This is a genomic window from Bacteroides caecimuris, assembly GCF_001688725.2.
Taxonomy (GTDB): domain Bacteria; phylum Bacteroidota; class Bacteroidia; order Bacteroidales; family Bacteroidaceae; genus Bacteroides; species Bacteroides caecimuris.
Genome location: NZ_CP015401.2, coordinates 3,959,397 through 3,974,601, shown reverse-complemented (window position 1 = coordinate 3,974,601; position 15,205 = coordinate 3,959,397). Strand labels below are relative to the sequence as shown.

The window sequence follows — 15,205 nt, the reverse complement described above, 5'->3', positions numbered from 1 at the left end:
TTCACCCCAAAAGTTAGATACTAAACTTTTGGGGTGATTTATTTATGTTGATAATACCTATAGTTCCTTTACTTCTTTTTTTATTTTAGCTTCCTCCTGAGATGACAATGAATGTCAGGCCTAAAATGAATAATATAAACATGACTCCCAAAAGTCTGTTTGTTGCTTTGGGGCTACCGGTAAATTCTTTCCAGATGAAAACACCCCAAAGAGCAGCAATCATCGGTGCTCCTTGTCCAAGTGCATAAGAAATGGCTGCTCCCGCTTTTCCTGCAGCAATGTAGCTTAATGCCGTACCTAATCCCCAGATGCATCCTCCGAGAATTCCTACCATGTGTGTACTCGCTTTCCCTGCAAAATATTCTTTGTAGGTGACAGGTATACCGACGAACGGACGCTTCATCACAAGTGTATTGAAGAGGAAGTTGCTTAGGAAGATTCCGATAGCAAAGATGAAGAATGCGGTATAAGGAGTTGCCATTCCGGTTGTCGGTGATTCAAAGTTGTTCAAATCCATGGCAGCGGCGACAAACCGGTAAAAGAATGACATCAGTATACCGGCAATAGCAGCAAGAATAATTCCCTTTTTGCTGTTATTGGTTCCCGCCTTCTGATTCTTACCGGCTGCAATACCGTTGCAAATGATGGCGATAACAATCAGCACGACTCCTGTGAATAGCCAGAACGGATCTCCTTTGGGAGAGCTGAAATAATTAATGAACACTCCCAATACTAATGCCAGTCCTACTCCTAATGGAAAAGCTACCGCCATCCCGGCAATGGATACAGAGGCGGAAAGGAGAATATTGGAAGCATTGAAAATAACTCCTCCGATAAGTGCACTGGCAATATATGCCGCTTCCACTTGTTGGATGTCTTCCAGAAAACCTCTTCCCGAATCTCCGAAATTTCCTAGTGTGAATACCAGAAGTAGGGCGAACAGCAAGATGCCGATGGTGTAGTCCCAATAATAAAGTTCATAACGCCAATTCTTACTGGCCAGTTTTTGGGTATTCCCCCACGATCCCCAGCATATCATTGTGATAAAGCAGAAGATAATAGCTAAGGGGTAACTATTGACTATATACATAATGATTTTTTTTAAAGGTTTCAATTTTCTTTTCCTGTCACTTGTCTTATAAGTGCCTTGCGGGTTGCCTGAATATTTTCTTCCCCTTGAATAGTGAGATATTGGTGTTTCCCATTTTCAGAAGTAGAAAACATACTTTGTCCGATACTGTCTATGGTGATTGTTCCTTTCTCGGATAAATTGAAATAATTATTGTCCGGTTCTATGGCTTGTAGCACGGATGTCAAATCCCATGTTTCTCTGTCATATGGCATTTCCTGATATATTTTATATGATACGCACAGAGGATGTTTATAACTGTCAGCGAAATCATTTAATATACTTTGATGAGGATATCGAATCTTGTTTCCTAGTTCCCATCCGCTGGCAATAATTGGAGTAGGCCATTCTTTGAAAGTAATTTGGGCTGCATTTAGGTCATTAATAATGTTCCATTCAGGGAAGTCGAATTCATTACCATAGAGTCCTCCCATGACAGATAGTAATTTTACCTTTTGTGCTACCAAGGCTTTTCCATCCAACTCGCTGTATTCATCTGCTTCCGAGATGAGTAAACGGGCTAGATTTGTTTCCGGGCCTAAAGCTATAAATACTACAGAATGATTTTCTTGCGCTGCCAGCAATTTACGCAACAGCTTATATCCTTCCGGAATATGATCTTTTAGGTTTCTTTTAGAATGCAATATTTTATTTCCATCAATAATAGTATCCAGCGTTTGGCGGAGATAATGTCCGTCATCTGTATTCATTCCATTATAAGCATAGCCTAAAGGTATGTCATTTTTGTCATTGAAACGACAATAAGCGTCAATATATTCCAGTGAATAAGGATTACACTTGCTTATAGTGATGCCTAACAAATCAATTTTTCCTTTTTTCTCATAATTAAGCAGCATTTGCATGGCTAAAACATCATCGATATCATTTCCAACATCTGTGTCGAGTATGACAGGAATTGCAGAAGTTGTCTCTTTTTGTTGTACACAGGAACAGAATAAAGAGATGGTTATTAGAATGATTGCTATATATTTGAACATATCTTGAATTTTTATAAGTTATTACCAATATTCTCAATTGTATTGCTGGTTAATGATTGTTGCGAGGAATAAGTTACTTTATAAAGTACGCCTCCTTTGGCATGGAGGGTCTGATTTTCTAAAGTTGCAGTTCCTTCTTTGGTAAATGTGCCATTTACATCATATCTTCCGGAAATGATTTCTCCAAATTTACCATTCTCTAGTTTGAATTGAGAGTCATTCAAACTATAAATCAGTAGATAATTGTGCATGTCTAATACAAAACCTAAAGAAGCATTATTTGTCTGGAATGTGATTTGTGCTCCAGTAGTACATATTAGTTGTTCTAATTTTTCTTTTGGCTGATTATCGTTGATATTAAATGCCGCAAAATTTTCTGGTTTTACTTTGGCAATGTCTATATAAGCTGCCGCCAAGCCTTTTATGAGACTACGAGTAAGGGGCGTAAAACCTTTTTCTTGTAAATCCCACGTATAAATTCCGTGGTCAATTTGGTCCGGTTCGGTAGTATTGTTGATAAAGAAATTACTGGTAGCCAAATCGTAAATATCATAGCCTCCTCCTAATGCAAAAGATGTCAAGATAAGACTTGGAGTGTTTGCATAACTACCTTTGTTCTCGGCAACCAACGCATAATTTCCAGCAATTGATGCATATGCCATGACTTCATTTTTGAGATGTTTAATGTTATCTTTATAAGCATCAACACCAATGAAATCAATGCCTTGAAGATCGAATACATCTTTGGGGCGAGCATTGGTTGCCTCTGGAAATGGGTTAATACCATCACCGTAAATTAGGTTGACACGAGTTACTACTTTGTAAGAACTGTTTTTTACAGCTTTTCCTACACTATTTAATGCATTTGTGATCATTGTCCAGGCTTTCTCTTTGCTTAGAGGAGTCCCATCCCGATATTTTAAATCTTTTTGGTCGATTCTCCAGCGCATTAAGGCATCAGGTTCATTATGGATCTGCGCTGATATAATGGGGTGCTTGTCTCCATTCTGAGAATCCCAGTATCGGATGTGGTTAAATAAGGCGGTGATGGCTTTTGTTTCTCTTTCCAGTACCCATTCATCATCAAGAATCATGGTGTATTGATAACCATAATAGTTCCAAAAATTTCCTTCATCATTCCGGCTGAATCTTTTGTTATATTCTTGAAGCACATATTGAGGTATCAGGTAGGAGAATGAATCTCCTACCATATTTGTACTGAACCAAAGTAATTCCATTTTCAGATTATACTTGTTGACGAACTGCAAGATTGAGTTTACGATACTATAATCGTACTTGTTCTCTTTAGGCTCTACCATATTCCATGAAATTGGAATTTGCACACAATTTAGTCCCAGTTCCTGAGCTTTTTTGAAGTAGTTTTCCACTTCGTTAATAGCCATCTTGTCACAATTGAGAAGAGCATCAAGGCGTATTTGTGCACCAAGAAACGGAAATGGTTTACCATCAACGGAAACATATGTTTTGTTGTTCTCTGTCACTAGTTTACTTACTTCTATTTGAGAAAGTATTGGTTCGACGTATGTTTCATTGTTATTGTCAGAACAGGCTGTTGCGAACAATGAAGAGAAAACTAGTGCGTAAGTTAGTATTATTATTCTTTTATACATGATTGATCTTTATTAAATTAGTAGATTATTGAATTATTGCGGGATTCCCCCTCCTGTCATAGGCCAGCCCGGATTCTGATAGATAGGAGAAGAATTCAAATCACTCTCGGATGAAGTAACCAGAAAATGTTCTGCTGCTATTGGATCGAGATAGTGTGCCATATTCCATTTATAGCCGTTGTAAACAATGTTATTGGCTGTGATGTGATAAGGAGCAAGATAAGTATTGAAGCTACGTGGTGAAACATTTTCTCCTTCTTTAAGAATGGAGTTGCCGTTAGAATCTTTATACCAGTCCCAGCCATACATTTCCTGCCATAAATTCATTCCTAGGATATGGTAGGGTTTGGTAATCATCTGGTCCATTGAACGCCATCTATGTAAGTCCATGCTACGTAAACCTTCCGCCATCAACTCACATCTTCGTTCACGGCGGATATTATAACGTGTGGCATCAATAATTTCTCCGCCGGAATATGCCCCCCAATCAGTTTCTGCTTCTTTTGACATATCTGTAAGCCTGATTGTTTTGGTATAGTCCTCATCAATGCCGGCTCTGCGACGAATCGCTTTCCAGTACTTTTCTGCATAGGAGTCGAGTGAACCATGCAATTCATAATAAGCTTCTATATAGTTAAGATAGGCTTCGGCTGTACGGAATATGATAGAACCGACAATACTTTGAGTGTTATTTGTGTATTTCCCGTCAGGGTTCAATCCTTTTCGTAAGGCATAGCCTGTATTGTACTTTTCTGTAACAGAAGAGGCGGTTATATTGGGCCCCCATTCTTCTACTACCCCATGATCTCCTGCCGGAGTATGCAGATTTTTCTGTCCCGGTTTTTTGATGAAGATGTCTGCGCGGCTATCCCTGTTTTTAGTGATGTGAATGATATTATTATCTCCCCAATAAGATGAATTTTCATCTGCCCACATTGGGGAAGCATAAATAGGTTCTCCGTTTTTTAGAATAAAGGCGTCAATCATGCTTTTAGTAGTACCTACTCCATTGTTACCGACACATCCGTATTGACAAACTTCATTTGCTACTCCTAATCCAGTGTTGTAGCGTCTCCATAAAAGTACTTCATTGTATTTTTCCATGTCAATATCGCAGAACATGCTGAAATAAGGATTTTCAGGCTCCGAAGAAGTTTGCGGGAATACTCCTGTATTGGTAGTTAATACATTATATTTTTCTGCTATGATTTGTGCCGCTTTAATAGCTTCATCAAAGAAGAACTCTGATTCTTTTTCAATACTTCCGGATTTAAATGAGTAATTAGCATTATAATTTTTATTTGCTCCCGGCCATCCCGCTCCATTGGGTACAAAAGCTGTTCCTTTAAAATTTTTCAGCCACGAGCCTTCGTAAAGTGCGACTCTTGATTTGAGAAGGATAGCGCAGTCTTTGCTTAGTCGGTTCTTACCCCCGGAAGGAGCTATGTCTTGCATCATTTCTATAGCCTTGTCTAGATCAGATAAGATAAACCTGGCTACTTCATTTCTGGGTGCACGTTTGCTGATTTCTATCAGAGCTTCACGTTCATTAGGATAAGTTTTAGTAATAATAGGAAAGTCGCCTAATGATTTTAATCTTTCAAAATACATGAAAGCTCTGAAGAAATACATTTCTCCGATATAGTGTTTGATATTGGTCGTGTTTCCGACAATGGCATTGTTTTCATACGATGGAAGCACATTTTCAAAGAAATAATTGCATCGGTAAATATCAGCGAAATACCATGAGCCTCCTTCTTGTCCTACTTTCCAGTATCCGGGTGCATACATTACGTTAGGTTGCATACCGGCCATATTATCTGTGTTATTGTCAATTTCAAAAGTTCCATATCCATAGGTGCCATGAGTAGGCAGTACTTGATATTGATCAGTAGCAAAAGCTGCAATATTACTTTCTGTTGTCAGATATTCATTTGGAGAAAGTTGATCAAGAGGTTCTTGATTTAGGAAATCATTGCAACTTGTCAAAAAGAGCACTCCGCTCAATAAGGTTGATATCGTAAGTCTTTTCATAATATCCTGTTTTTAGAATGTGACATTTAATCCAAAAGAGAATGTTCGGGATAGTGGGTAAACGTTTCCGTGTCCCCAACTACCGCCTTCGATTGATTCGGGGTCGAAGAAGTCAATAAGGCTCGTAATGGTGAACAAGTTTTCACCGGATGCGAATATCCTAAGGTGCTGCATTCCCATTTTTTGTACGATGTTGTGTGGCAAGCTATATCCTATCTGCAGATTCTTCAGACGTAGATAAGATGCATCTTGTAAATATTTAGTTTGTGATTGCTGGTTTTTATCGGTGTTGAATAAAGGTCTTGGATAGTAGGAATTCAGATTCGTTCCCAATGGACTTGCTTCGTCATTCCGGAAATAATCATCGTGTCCTTTTAGTGCTGTGGAAAACCAGGGACCCTGTTTGCCGTTTGCACCCCAAAAATAGTAACTACCTTGAAAATAATCTCTTTTCAATGTTCCTTGCCAGAACATTCTGATATCGAACCCTTTCCAGTCAGCAGCTAATTCCAGCCCTACATTATATCGGGGTGTGGAGTTACCGATTCTTTTTAAATCACCGTGATCTTGTAAGGTGCGGCTTCCGGCATCAATTTTTCCGTCTTCATTCAGATCTTTATACATAATGTCTCCGGCTTTCCAGTCTTGTCCGAGATTACTTTGTCCACCGTTGATTAATCTTCCGATGTGTTCGGCCATTTCCTGGTCAGATTGTGCAATGCCTATCGTTTCATATCCCCATATTTCACCCACGTATTTTCCGGCATAAAATCCATCTATCAGTCCGGAAGGATTTGAATAACGAGTAATCTTGGTACGACTGTCGGCAAGTGTAAAGCGGGCACTATAATTCAATCCATTATTTAACCGGTCTTTCCACATTAGTTCCAGTTCCCATCCGAATGTTTTAAGATTTGTATTATTGGAACTGGGAACGGCTGTTCCAAGGACTACAGGCAATTTCTCCGAAGGGCCGACCATATCGTCAGTTTTACGAATGTAATAATCAAAAGAGCCGGTTAGTCGATTGTTAAACAGACCAAAGTCAATTCCGGTGTTCCAGCTACGGATTTTCTCCCAGGAGAGATTATAGTTGACGAGTGAAGGTGCCCAGGCAATATTGGCTAACGTTCCATCAATAATCCATGATCCTGTTCCTGCACCGATTGTAGAATAAGTCGGATATAGAGAGGATGTATTTTGGTTACCCAAACTACCATAAGAGACTCTGACTTTAAATGTGTTGATAACCTTGCTAACAGGCAGGAAGAATTTTTCTCTGGCTATGTTCCAGCCTACTGATGCGGAAGGGAAAAATCCCCAACGACTGTCGCTACGAAAACGTGAGGAACCGTCATAGCGTAGATTTACTTCTAGAAGATATTTTTCCAGGTAATCATAATTCAATCTGCCGAAGAATCCGGCGGTAGCCCATCTATTGTGTCCACCTGCTACATTCGGAGCAACTTTTTGGTTATTTGAATCCATTCCGGTAGAAGTGTTGATAGTCGGTTTTCCCGGATAAATGACTCCTAGCTTCTCAGCAGCTATATCTTTATAATTATTTTGTTCAGCCTGAAATCCGAAAAGAACTTTCATATTGTGTGATTTCGCAAAGGTCTTTGCATAATCAGTATAGAGATTCACATTGAAATAATCGCTGGCATAAGTGCCTTCATGTACTTGGGAATCGTTATTCCATGTATTGCCCTTAGTCTTTCCGTCAACACCTGTCTGATGAACAGTTAAGTAATCCCAGTGTGAATATTGTGTGTTGTATCGATAGCTTAAATCTCCAATCAGTCGCCACCCTTTGATAGGTTCTACCGTTATATTCAGTTGTTGGTAGAGCCAGGTGTTTCGCTCTTGTTTTTCACCTCCGTTTTGCATTTGGAGCACATGGTCGTCATATAGAATACCATTTGGATCATAGAGAGGTTTGGTAGGCCAACATTGGCGTCCGATTTCGGCAAAAAAACTTTCATTAAGATGTGTCGGCTGTACATAGTCACTTCTGATAAAGCGAGTATTGAATCCGACTGATACTATTTTTGATAATTGTGCGTTGATTTTTGCAGATGCAGTATATCTGTTTGAGTATTCATCTCCGATTCTGAGCTCTCCATCCTGACCTAAATAGTTCGCTGATAAATAGTATTGTATTTTGTCTGTCCCGCCAGTAACGCTGATATTGTGCTCGTGTGCAAAGACATTGTCTTTGAAAAAATAGTTATAATAATCAATATTATCATTTCCTTGTGAATATCCGTCTGCCCATAACGAAGGATTATTGGGCACGGGGATGGTAGAATCGGTAATCTTGCCGGCCATATAGTCTTTGATGCGGTTTATCCTTTCTTCCGAAACCCAGTTGTAAGGTCCCCATCCGGAATTGGCGGCTGCATCATTATAATATAAAGAAAACGTGTAAGAGTCTAATGAAGAAGGCATGTTGATAGGGCTACTTACACGGAAACTGTTGTTGTAGTTAACTTGCGCTTTACCGGTCTTTCCCTTCTTGGTCGTTACTAAGATTACTCCGAATGGTGCTCTGGAACCATAAATAGAAGAAGCTGCCGCATCTTTCAGAACTGAAATAGATTCTATATCCTGCGGATTAATGGAATAAATATCTCCTTCCATACCATCTATCAAGACTAGGGCGCTTCCTGTAGAGCCTTCTCCGATAGTTCCGACTCCACGTACATTGATCGATTGTTTCTGATTGAGACCTCCTCCCTGATTGCTATAAATATTCAAACCGGGAACCTGCCCTTGTAATGCCTGGACTGCATTGGATACAGGGATTGCTTCGAATGCTTTCGAGTCAATGACTCCGACGGAACCGGTTAAATTAATCTTCTTTTGGGTACCATAACCTACAACGACCACTTCATCTAATAAATTCTCGTCAACTCCCAGTGTTACGTTTATCATTTTTCTATCACCTACTGTAAATTGGACTGTTTTAAATCCGATGTAACTGAATTCGATAGTTGAACTTGGATCTGCTTTCACTTGATAGTATCCGTTAAAGTCAGTGACAGTTCCGGATACTATATTTCCATCTTTTACTTTTATGGAAACTCCCAATAAAGGTTCTCCATTATTATCTTTTACTGTTCCTGATACATAATTCTGAGCATACGTATTCATTGAATATAAAAGTAGGCAGCTTAGCAGGCAGATAAGCTTATGACTTGAGTTATAAGTTATCAGGTGGACACTTTTCTTTAAGAGAGTAGAATGTCGATTAGTTTTCATAATCCATTAAATTTAAAAGTTGAATGATAAGGCTAATTCTTTTTCTGACATGAAGTGTTTTACTTCATCGAGAGTAGGGATAGATGGTTGGGCACCTGATCGTGTAACAGCAATCGCGGCTGCGGTATTGGCGAAACTCAGTGCTTCTCGATCTATTTCTCTTTGGGCGCAAAATACAGCTAGTGCTCCACAAAAAGTATCACCAGCCGCAATAGTATCAATCGCATTTACTTTACAACCGGGAAGCTGAATTGTTTCTTTTCTATTTTTCATGTACACACCTTGACTTCCCAGTGTGATAACTACATTACTTGTACCCGCTTTCAGCAATGTTTTGGCAATTTCCTCGAGGTTGTTATCTGTATAATCAATTCCTGAGATGAATGCTGCTTCCAGTTCATTGACAACTAGTATATCAATGGCCTTCATCAGTTCTTCATCAATCAGACAGGCGGGTGCGGGATTAAACAATACTTTTTTACCTTTTTGCTTTGCCGATAGAGCTATTTTTTTAATTGTTTCATAAGGAATTTCAGCCTGCATGACGATGATATCAGCCTCATCAATTACTTCAGAGAAATGGGTAATCGAACCGGGTAATAAAGAATAGTTAGCCCCAGGAGCTACTGCAATACAGTTTTCGCCACTGTTGGCCACAAAAATCAGTGCGGTTCCTGTAGGATTATTGACATCATCAATAATGTAATCAGTGGTAATACCTTCTTTTTTAAAGTGATTTTTTAAGATGTCTGCATACATATCATTCCCTAAGGATGTGACAAATGTCACAGAACCACCAAGCCTGGCTGCTGCTACAGCTTGGTTGGCTCCTTTACCTCCGAGAGATTGCATGAAATTTGCATCTCCGATTGTTTCGCCGGGTGCCGGGAGATGGCTGACTTGTGCAACCATGTCGATGTTTGAACTTCCAATAACTACTACTTTCATTTGAATCAGATTTATGTGATTAACCTAGGTTTTATTTGTTTTATAAAGTAACTTCTCTTTTATATGGAATAGCACTTTGAGCTCCGATGCGTGTCACAGCAATAACTGCTGCATTCGCAAATCTTACAGATTCTGCTAGTGAATACCCTTTCGAGAGATAAACGCTGAATGCTCCACAGAAGACATCTCCTGCTCCTGTTGTGTCAATGGTTTCTACTTCTTTAGCAGGAATCATGGTATATGTATCTTTTTCTTTGACATAGGCTCCGTCTTTTCCTAAAGTGATGACAACATTTTCTATTCCTTTCTCTCCAATGGTTTTAGCTGCTTGGTGGGCACTTTCGATATCCATTACTTTAATTCCTGATAACATTTCTGCTTCTATACGGTTAGGCAATATAGTGTGTACATTCTTTAAGAATGAATTGCTTAATGTAGACGCAGGCGCCGGATTTAGTATTACTTTCTTACCATATTGGTTGGCAATAGTGGCTGCATATTCCACTGTTTCTATCGGAACTTCAAGTTGCATGAGTATAATATCAGCTTCCTTGATTTTTTTTTCAGCTTTATTGATGTCTTCTATCGAAAGCGAACGGCTGGCACCCGGCGCTACAATAATACTGTTTTCACCAAACGAATCGACAGAAATAAGTGCTACACCTGACGGGCTTTTCTGATCAGTAAAGATGAATTCAGTATTGATTTTCTCTGATTTGTATATTTCTAAGGCTTGCAAACCGAATAGATCATAACCAATCTTAGAGATGAATGTTACTTCGGAGCCTAGTCTTGCAGCAGCTACGGCTTGGTTAGCTCCTTTGCCGCCATGATTCATTAAGAAGTTTCCTCCCAGAATTGTTTCTCCTGGTTTGGGTAGACGGTCTGATTTGATAACCATGTCCGTATTACTACTACCTATCACTACGATTTTCTTCTTTGTGTCCATATAATGAGTATTAAGTATTAAGGCGAATTGAATCGTAAACGATGCGCAATCGTTTGCGCAAATATAGAGATTATTTTCAAAACAAAATATTTTTCTTGCTTTTTTCTCAAATAAAATGTTATTTTTGCAAAAAACAACCAGTAATGAAGAAAACTCTGATTGATGTATCAAAGAAAACTGGGTACTCTATCTCTACGATTTCTAGGGTCTTAAATGGTAAATCGGAGAAATATAGAATAAGCCAGTCTGCTAAGGAGGTTATTTTGCAGTCCGTTAAAGAATTGGACTATCAGCCTGATATAGTTGCGCAAAGTTTGCGCAACAACACGACATATACTATAGGTCTTCTTGTACCACACATAGATAATCCTTTTTTTGCCAATATAGCAAGTGTTGTCATCCGTGAAGCACAACGTTATAATTATACTGTCATGCTTATCGATACCCTGGAAGATCCTGTTCAGGAAAATAAAGCTATCGATTCGCTTCTATCGCGTAAAATAGATGGGATTATTTTGGTTCCAACCGGTGAAAATCCTTCTAAACTGGAGGAGATTAGTGCTAAAACTCCGATTGTGCTGATTGACCGCTATTTTGAGAAGCATAATTTGCCATACGTAGCTACTGATAATTATGTAGGAGCTTATCAGGCAACGAAATTATTATTAGAATCGGGGCATAGTAAGATTCTCTGTATTCAGGGACCGGATATTTCTATAACAACTAAGGAACGTGTGCGCGGGTATCTTGATGCGCTTCGCGAAGCTGGTTATCAGGATAACGCAATGATAAGAGGAAATGAGTTCTCGATTCAGAATGGTTATATTGAGACTAAGTTGGCTCTGAACTCTACCACAAAGCCTACTGCTATATTTGCGTTAAGTAGTACAATTCTTTTGGGAGCCGTCAAAGCATTAAATGAGCATAAAGTGAGAATTCCTCAAGATATGTCTATCATTTCGTTTGATGATAACTTATATCTGGACTATCTAAATCCTCCTATAACTCGTATTGCACAATCACTGGAGAATATTGGCATTATTGCTGTAAAAATGTTGATGCAGAAGATTTTGGAAGAAACTGAACTACATTCGGAGATTCTTTTGAAACCTAATATTATAAAACGGGATTCGATAAAGGTGTTAACTGATAGAAAGTAGTATTTTAGATAATAGAACAAATCGGGCTTGAACAATGTCAAGCCCGATTTTTTACATATTAATACCGTTTCTTATGCTGCCGGATCCGGTGCTTCACCGCCGCCTTCATTTCCACCTTCTCCGTTGCCTCCATTTCCATTGCCAGGCATACCGGAACTATTGCTTTTAGAACTATCCAATTTTTGGATACTTACTGACTTTATCATGTCTTTAAACATACTTCCGGGAGTGAAAATTATTTTACGATTCTTTAGGGTGTCCGTAGTCACTTCCTTTTCATCATCCTGACTTTTGCACCCGAAAGATGGACGAAATGTTCCGAATTCTCCAAGGCTTACTGAAGCTCCGATTTCCATATAGGTTATCAACGAATCTATCAATCCGTCGAGTACTGATTTTACAGTACCGCGTGGAACGAATCCTACTTTTGTAACCTGATCGCATAGCATTTTAAAATCAACAGTAACCACGTTGAATGGTCTTGCTACATATTTTTCGGCTTTTTCCTTATCAAAGCCAAAGGTTGTTTTCTTGACTACATATTTCAGTGCCATAATTCTTAATAGTTTTAATCGTTAGTAAATCTAGTTATTATTTTGTGATCACGTTGCAAAGATATGGTATCGGAATTTGCTGTGCAAGCGATTTTGAAGAAGTGCGTTAATAAAATAATTAATATTGAAGTAAAACTTTGTGCGATAAGTACTTGTGTGTTTTATAATGTTTACATAGGCTCGGTCTCCTTTTTTATGAGGATTATGGCATAGGTTGACGTACTGACTGGACTCCATGATTATGACAGGGCACTTGTTGAAGTAGAGGCTATACGTTTGAATATAGATGCTCGACAGGGAAAATCCGTAGGTATCTCTGAAGTTCGCTTTGAATAGTAAAAAATGAATGTGTCAAAAGTTTAAGACCATTTTTGCGGATTTCTTAAACTTTTGACACATTTTATTTTACGCTCCCCTTCGTGATAATGATAAGATTTTCGCATCCAGTACAGAAGTGGCTTCCAACAAGCCTTTCAATTTGCTTGATAGCAATAGCGACTTAATGATATCTTTTCTCATGGAGTTTCCTGTTTTACATGACAAAGATTTAAATTGTTTCCTGAATTAAAGGAAATAATAATGGAAAACGTTCCTCTAATTCCGGAGATGTTTCACTGAATCCAACTGCCCAGAAGAGTTAATGCCAATTATCTTTTTAAATATACCACCGTCTTTCCTCCTCCGTATTTTCGTATAATTCCCTCTTCTAAATAGGTATTTAACAGTATAGTTGCCTTGTACCGGCTTATGCCGGCCAGTCTCGTGAAATCGACACAAGTGATGCAACCTTGTTCATCCAGATGTTGCATAAGGATGCTACGGCATTTGTCTTCATCGGGATTGCCATTGCTTCGGTAAGGCGATTCCATGCGTTCCAACGGCAATGGTTCCAAACTCTCACGGAATTTCTTGTTGATGCGAAGGTTCACTTTATTCAGGTGGATGGAAGGAGAGCGGATTTCTTTCTTCTCCATTACCGGATGGTCGCATTTCAGCGATAAGGAGAAATAACCTAATTCTCCGACTTCCACAATCCAGCCTTGTTTCAACCAATGTTGTAACTCATCGGTGACTGCTTGCAAGCATCCTTCAATGGTAGCCTGACTGAAGCCGTTGCTTTTAGATACTAATTCTATAAACTTCTTAGCATCAAGAGTTCCTGATGGAATCACTCGTGCGTGAAGTGGTTGCTGCTCATCCTTTTTTTGTGGGTTGCCACTGGCATAAAGATCATAATAAACACTCATATCTTATTTTGTTTTTAGTTATTCAGTAAATATTGTCTCCGGCTACATGATTTTATTCGTTTGACTATAGTCATTTAAAATGTTGACTATAGCAGGGCAAACGCATTATATTTTTATCTTATTTAATAGTTTGAACAAATATTCATCATTCCATCCTGCGTTTTTTCTTTTGGCTGCTACACTGCCCTTTGTTTCATCTTGTTTGATGATATAAAGGGCCATCTTATTAATTAAAGAAAAATTTTGCGCAGCATTACCTACTTTCCTTCCTGCGTCTTCTCTAAACGATACGTCTAACTGCCAATGTAGCCTGTTTTCTATATCCCAATGCGATCTTATAGCCTCTGAAATTTCTTTCGGTTTTAGCCCTAGTGAAGTAATGTAATATCTTTTTTCTACGGAAAGTTTTTTAGTGGCTACCTCCAGTCTTTCGGTACTAATTCTTACGATGGACTTGACCCCCTCAAATTTATCTTTCAGCATTGATTCCATAATCTTTCCCGGGCTATAAACCAGACATTCACGAGTCTCAATTCTCCCATGAGAAACCTCCTCTGTGACATATTTTCCATAGTGTGAACGGTATACCGGCCGATCAATATCAACACCATCCATCTCGTCTAGCCATCGTTCCACATCCATTAACCTGTTTTTTTGATTGGCCTTTAATGCCAGAATATAGTCTGCATTATTTTCTATTATTACTTCGGCAATATCTGTTTGGCATGCAATAGCATCAATTGTCACTATGCAATCCTGCAAATCCAGAGATTTTATAAGAGAAGGAATAGCGGTGATTTCATTGCTTTTATCATCTACTTTTACCTGACCCATACTGATTCCATTGGAAACAGCCCAGGCACTAACCATATGAAGCTTGAATCCTTTTTTGCCAAAGGGATTGTCTTTGCTGCACTTACTTGCTCCACGAAGCATTTTACCGTCTATAGCAACAACCCCTTCATACTTACCACAAAGCTCAGATACCCAATCACGAAAGACCAATTCAAAATAACCGGGTTTGAGTAAACTGAAAAAACGATTGAAAGTGTCATGACTTGGGATCTTTACTAAATCAGGAAAACGACGTTTAAAGAAGTCAAACTTACAAATACCGAACCGTTCTATTTCATTCCAGCTTTCACTTCCACAGATTACAGCACACAAGGCTATATAAACGATGACTTCCAAAGAGTGTTCTTTTTTTCGGTCAATACGAGGATCTTCAAGTTGTTTACAAAGACTAATTAAGCTCATTTTAGGGTTTATTTTTGTTTAAATTCAATACAAC

Annotated in this window: 11 protein-coding genes; 1 reads left to right on the top strand and 10 read right to left on the bottom strand. The window is 38.8% G+C overall.

Annotation, left to right across the window (positions count from 1 at the left end):
• Positions 1-85: 85 nt before the first annotated feature.
• Genes A4V03_RS17325 through rbsK (A4V03_RS17295) form a run of 7 tightly spaced genes read right to left on the bottom strand, consistent with a single transcriptional unit; the run spans position 86 to position 10,953 of the window.
• Positions 86-1,090, bottom strand: a complete 1,005-nt coding sequence (locus A4V03_RS17325; protein WP_065539739.1) for a GRP family sugar transporter — start codon at positions 1,088-1,090, stop codon at positions 86-88.
• Between the two features lie 20 nt (positions 1,091-1,110).
• Positions 1,111-2,127: a nucleoside hydrolase gene (locus tag A4V03_RS17320; RefSeq protein ID WP_065539738.1), complete on the bottom strand. Its 1,017-nt coding sequence runs from the start codon at positions 2,125-2,127 to the stop codon at positions 1,111-1,113.
• 11 nt (positions 2,128-2,138) lie between these two features.
• The gene (locus A4V03_RS17315; protein ID WP_065539737.1) at positions 2,139-3,758 is read right to left on the bottom strand and encodes a DUF4969 domain-containing protein; all 1,620 of its coding nucleotides are present in this window, start codon (positions 3,756-3,758) and stop codon (positions 2,139-2,141) included.
• Between the two features lie 33 nt (positions 3,759-3,791).
• Complete coding sequence (locus A4V03_RS17310) at positions 3,792-5,792, bottom strand: RagB/SusD family nutrient uptake outer membrane protein (RefSeq protein WP_065539736.1); 2,001 nt, start codon at positions 5,790-5,792, stop codon at positions 3,792-3,794.
• A gap of 12 nt (positions 5,793-5,804) precedes the next feature.
• Complete coding sequence (locus tag A4V03_RS17305) at positions 5,805-9,056, bottom strand: SusC/RagA family TonB-linked outer membrane protein (protein ID WP_065539735.1); 3,252 nt, start codon at positions 9,054-9,056, stop codon at positions 5,805-5,807.
• Positions 9,057-9,068: 12 nt separating this feature from the next.
• Positions 9,069-10,004 (bottom strand): ribokinase, encoded by a 936-nt coding sequence (gene rbsK, locus A4V03_RS17300; protein ID WP_065539734.1) that lies wholly within the window; start codon positions 10,002-10,004, stop codon positions 9,069-9,071.
• A 40-nt stretch (positions 10,005-10,044) separates the two neighbouring features.
• Positions 10,045-10,953, bottom strand: coding sequence for a ribokinase (gene rbsK, locus A4V03_RS17295; RefSeq protein WP_065539733.1), 909 nt, complete (start codon positions 10,951-10,953; stop codon positions 10,045-10,047).
• Between the two features lie 143 nt (positions 10,954-11,096).
• Between rbsK (A4V03_RS17295) and A4V03_RS17290 the strand changes: the two genes are divergently transcribed.
• Complete coding sequence (locus tag A4V03_RS17290; protein ID WP_065539732.1) at positions 11,097-12,113, top strand: LacI family DNA-binding transcriptional regulator; 1,017 nt, start codon at positions 11,097-11,099, stop codon at positions 12,111-12,113.
• 71 nt (positions 12,114-12,184) lie between these two features.
• Here the strand turns inward: A4V03_RS17290 and A4V03_RS17285 are convergent, their stop codons facing one another.
• The 3 genes from A4V03_RS17285 to A4V03_RS17275 form a co-directional block, all read right to left on the bottom strand.
• The gene (locus tag A4V03_RS17285; RefSeq protein ID WP_065539731.1) at positions 12,185-12,667 is read right to left on the bottom strand and encodes an HU family DNA-binding protein; all 483 of its coding nucleotides are present in this window, start codon (positions 12,665-12,667) and stop codon (positions 12,185-12,187) included.
• 647 nt (positions 12,668-13,314) lie between these two features.
• Positions 13,315-13,914 (bottom strand): HU family DNA-binding protein, encoded by a 600-nt coding sequence (locus A4V03_RS17280; RefSeq protein WP_065539730.1) that lies wholly within the window; start codon positions 13,912-13,914, stop codon positions 13,315-13,317.
• A gap of 105 nt (positions 13,915-14,019) precedes the next feature.
• Positions 14,020-15,171: an ISAs1 family transposase gene (locus A4V03_RS17275; RefSeq protein WP_065538162.1), complete on the bottom strand. Its 1,152-nt coding sequence runs from the start codon at positions 15,169-15,171 to the stop codon at positions 14,020-14,022.
• Between the last annotated feature and the right edge of the window lie 34 nt (positions 15,172-15,205).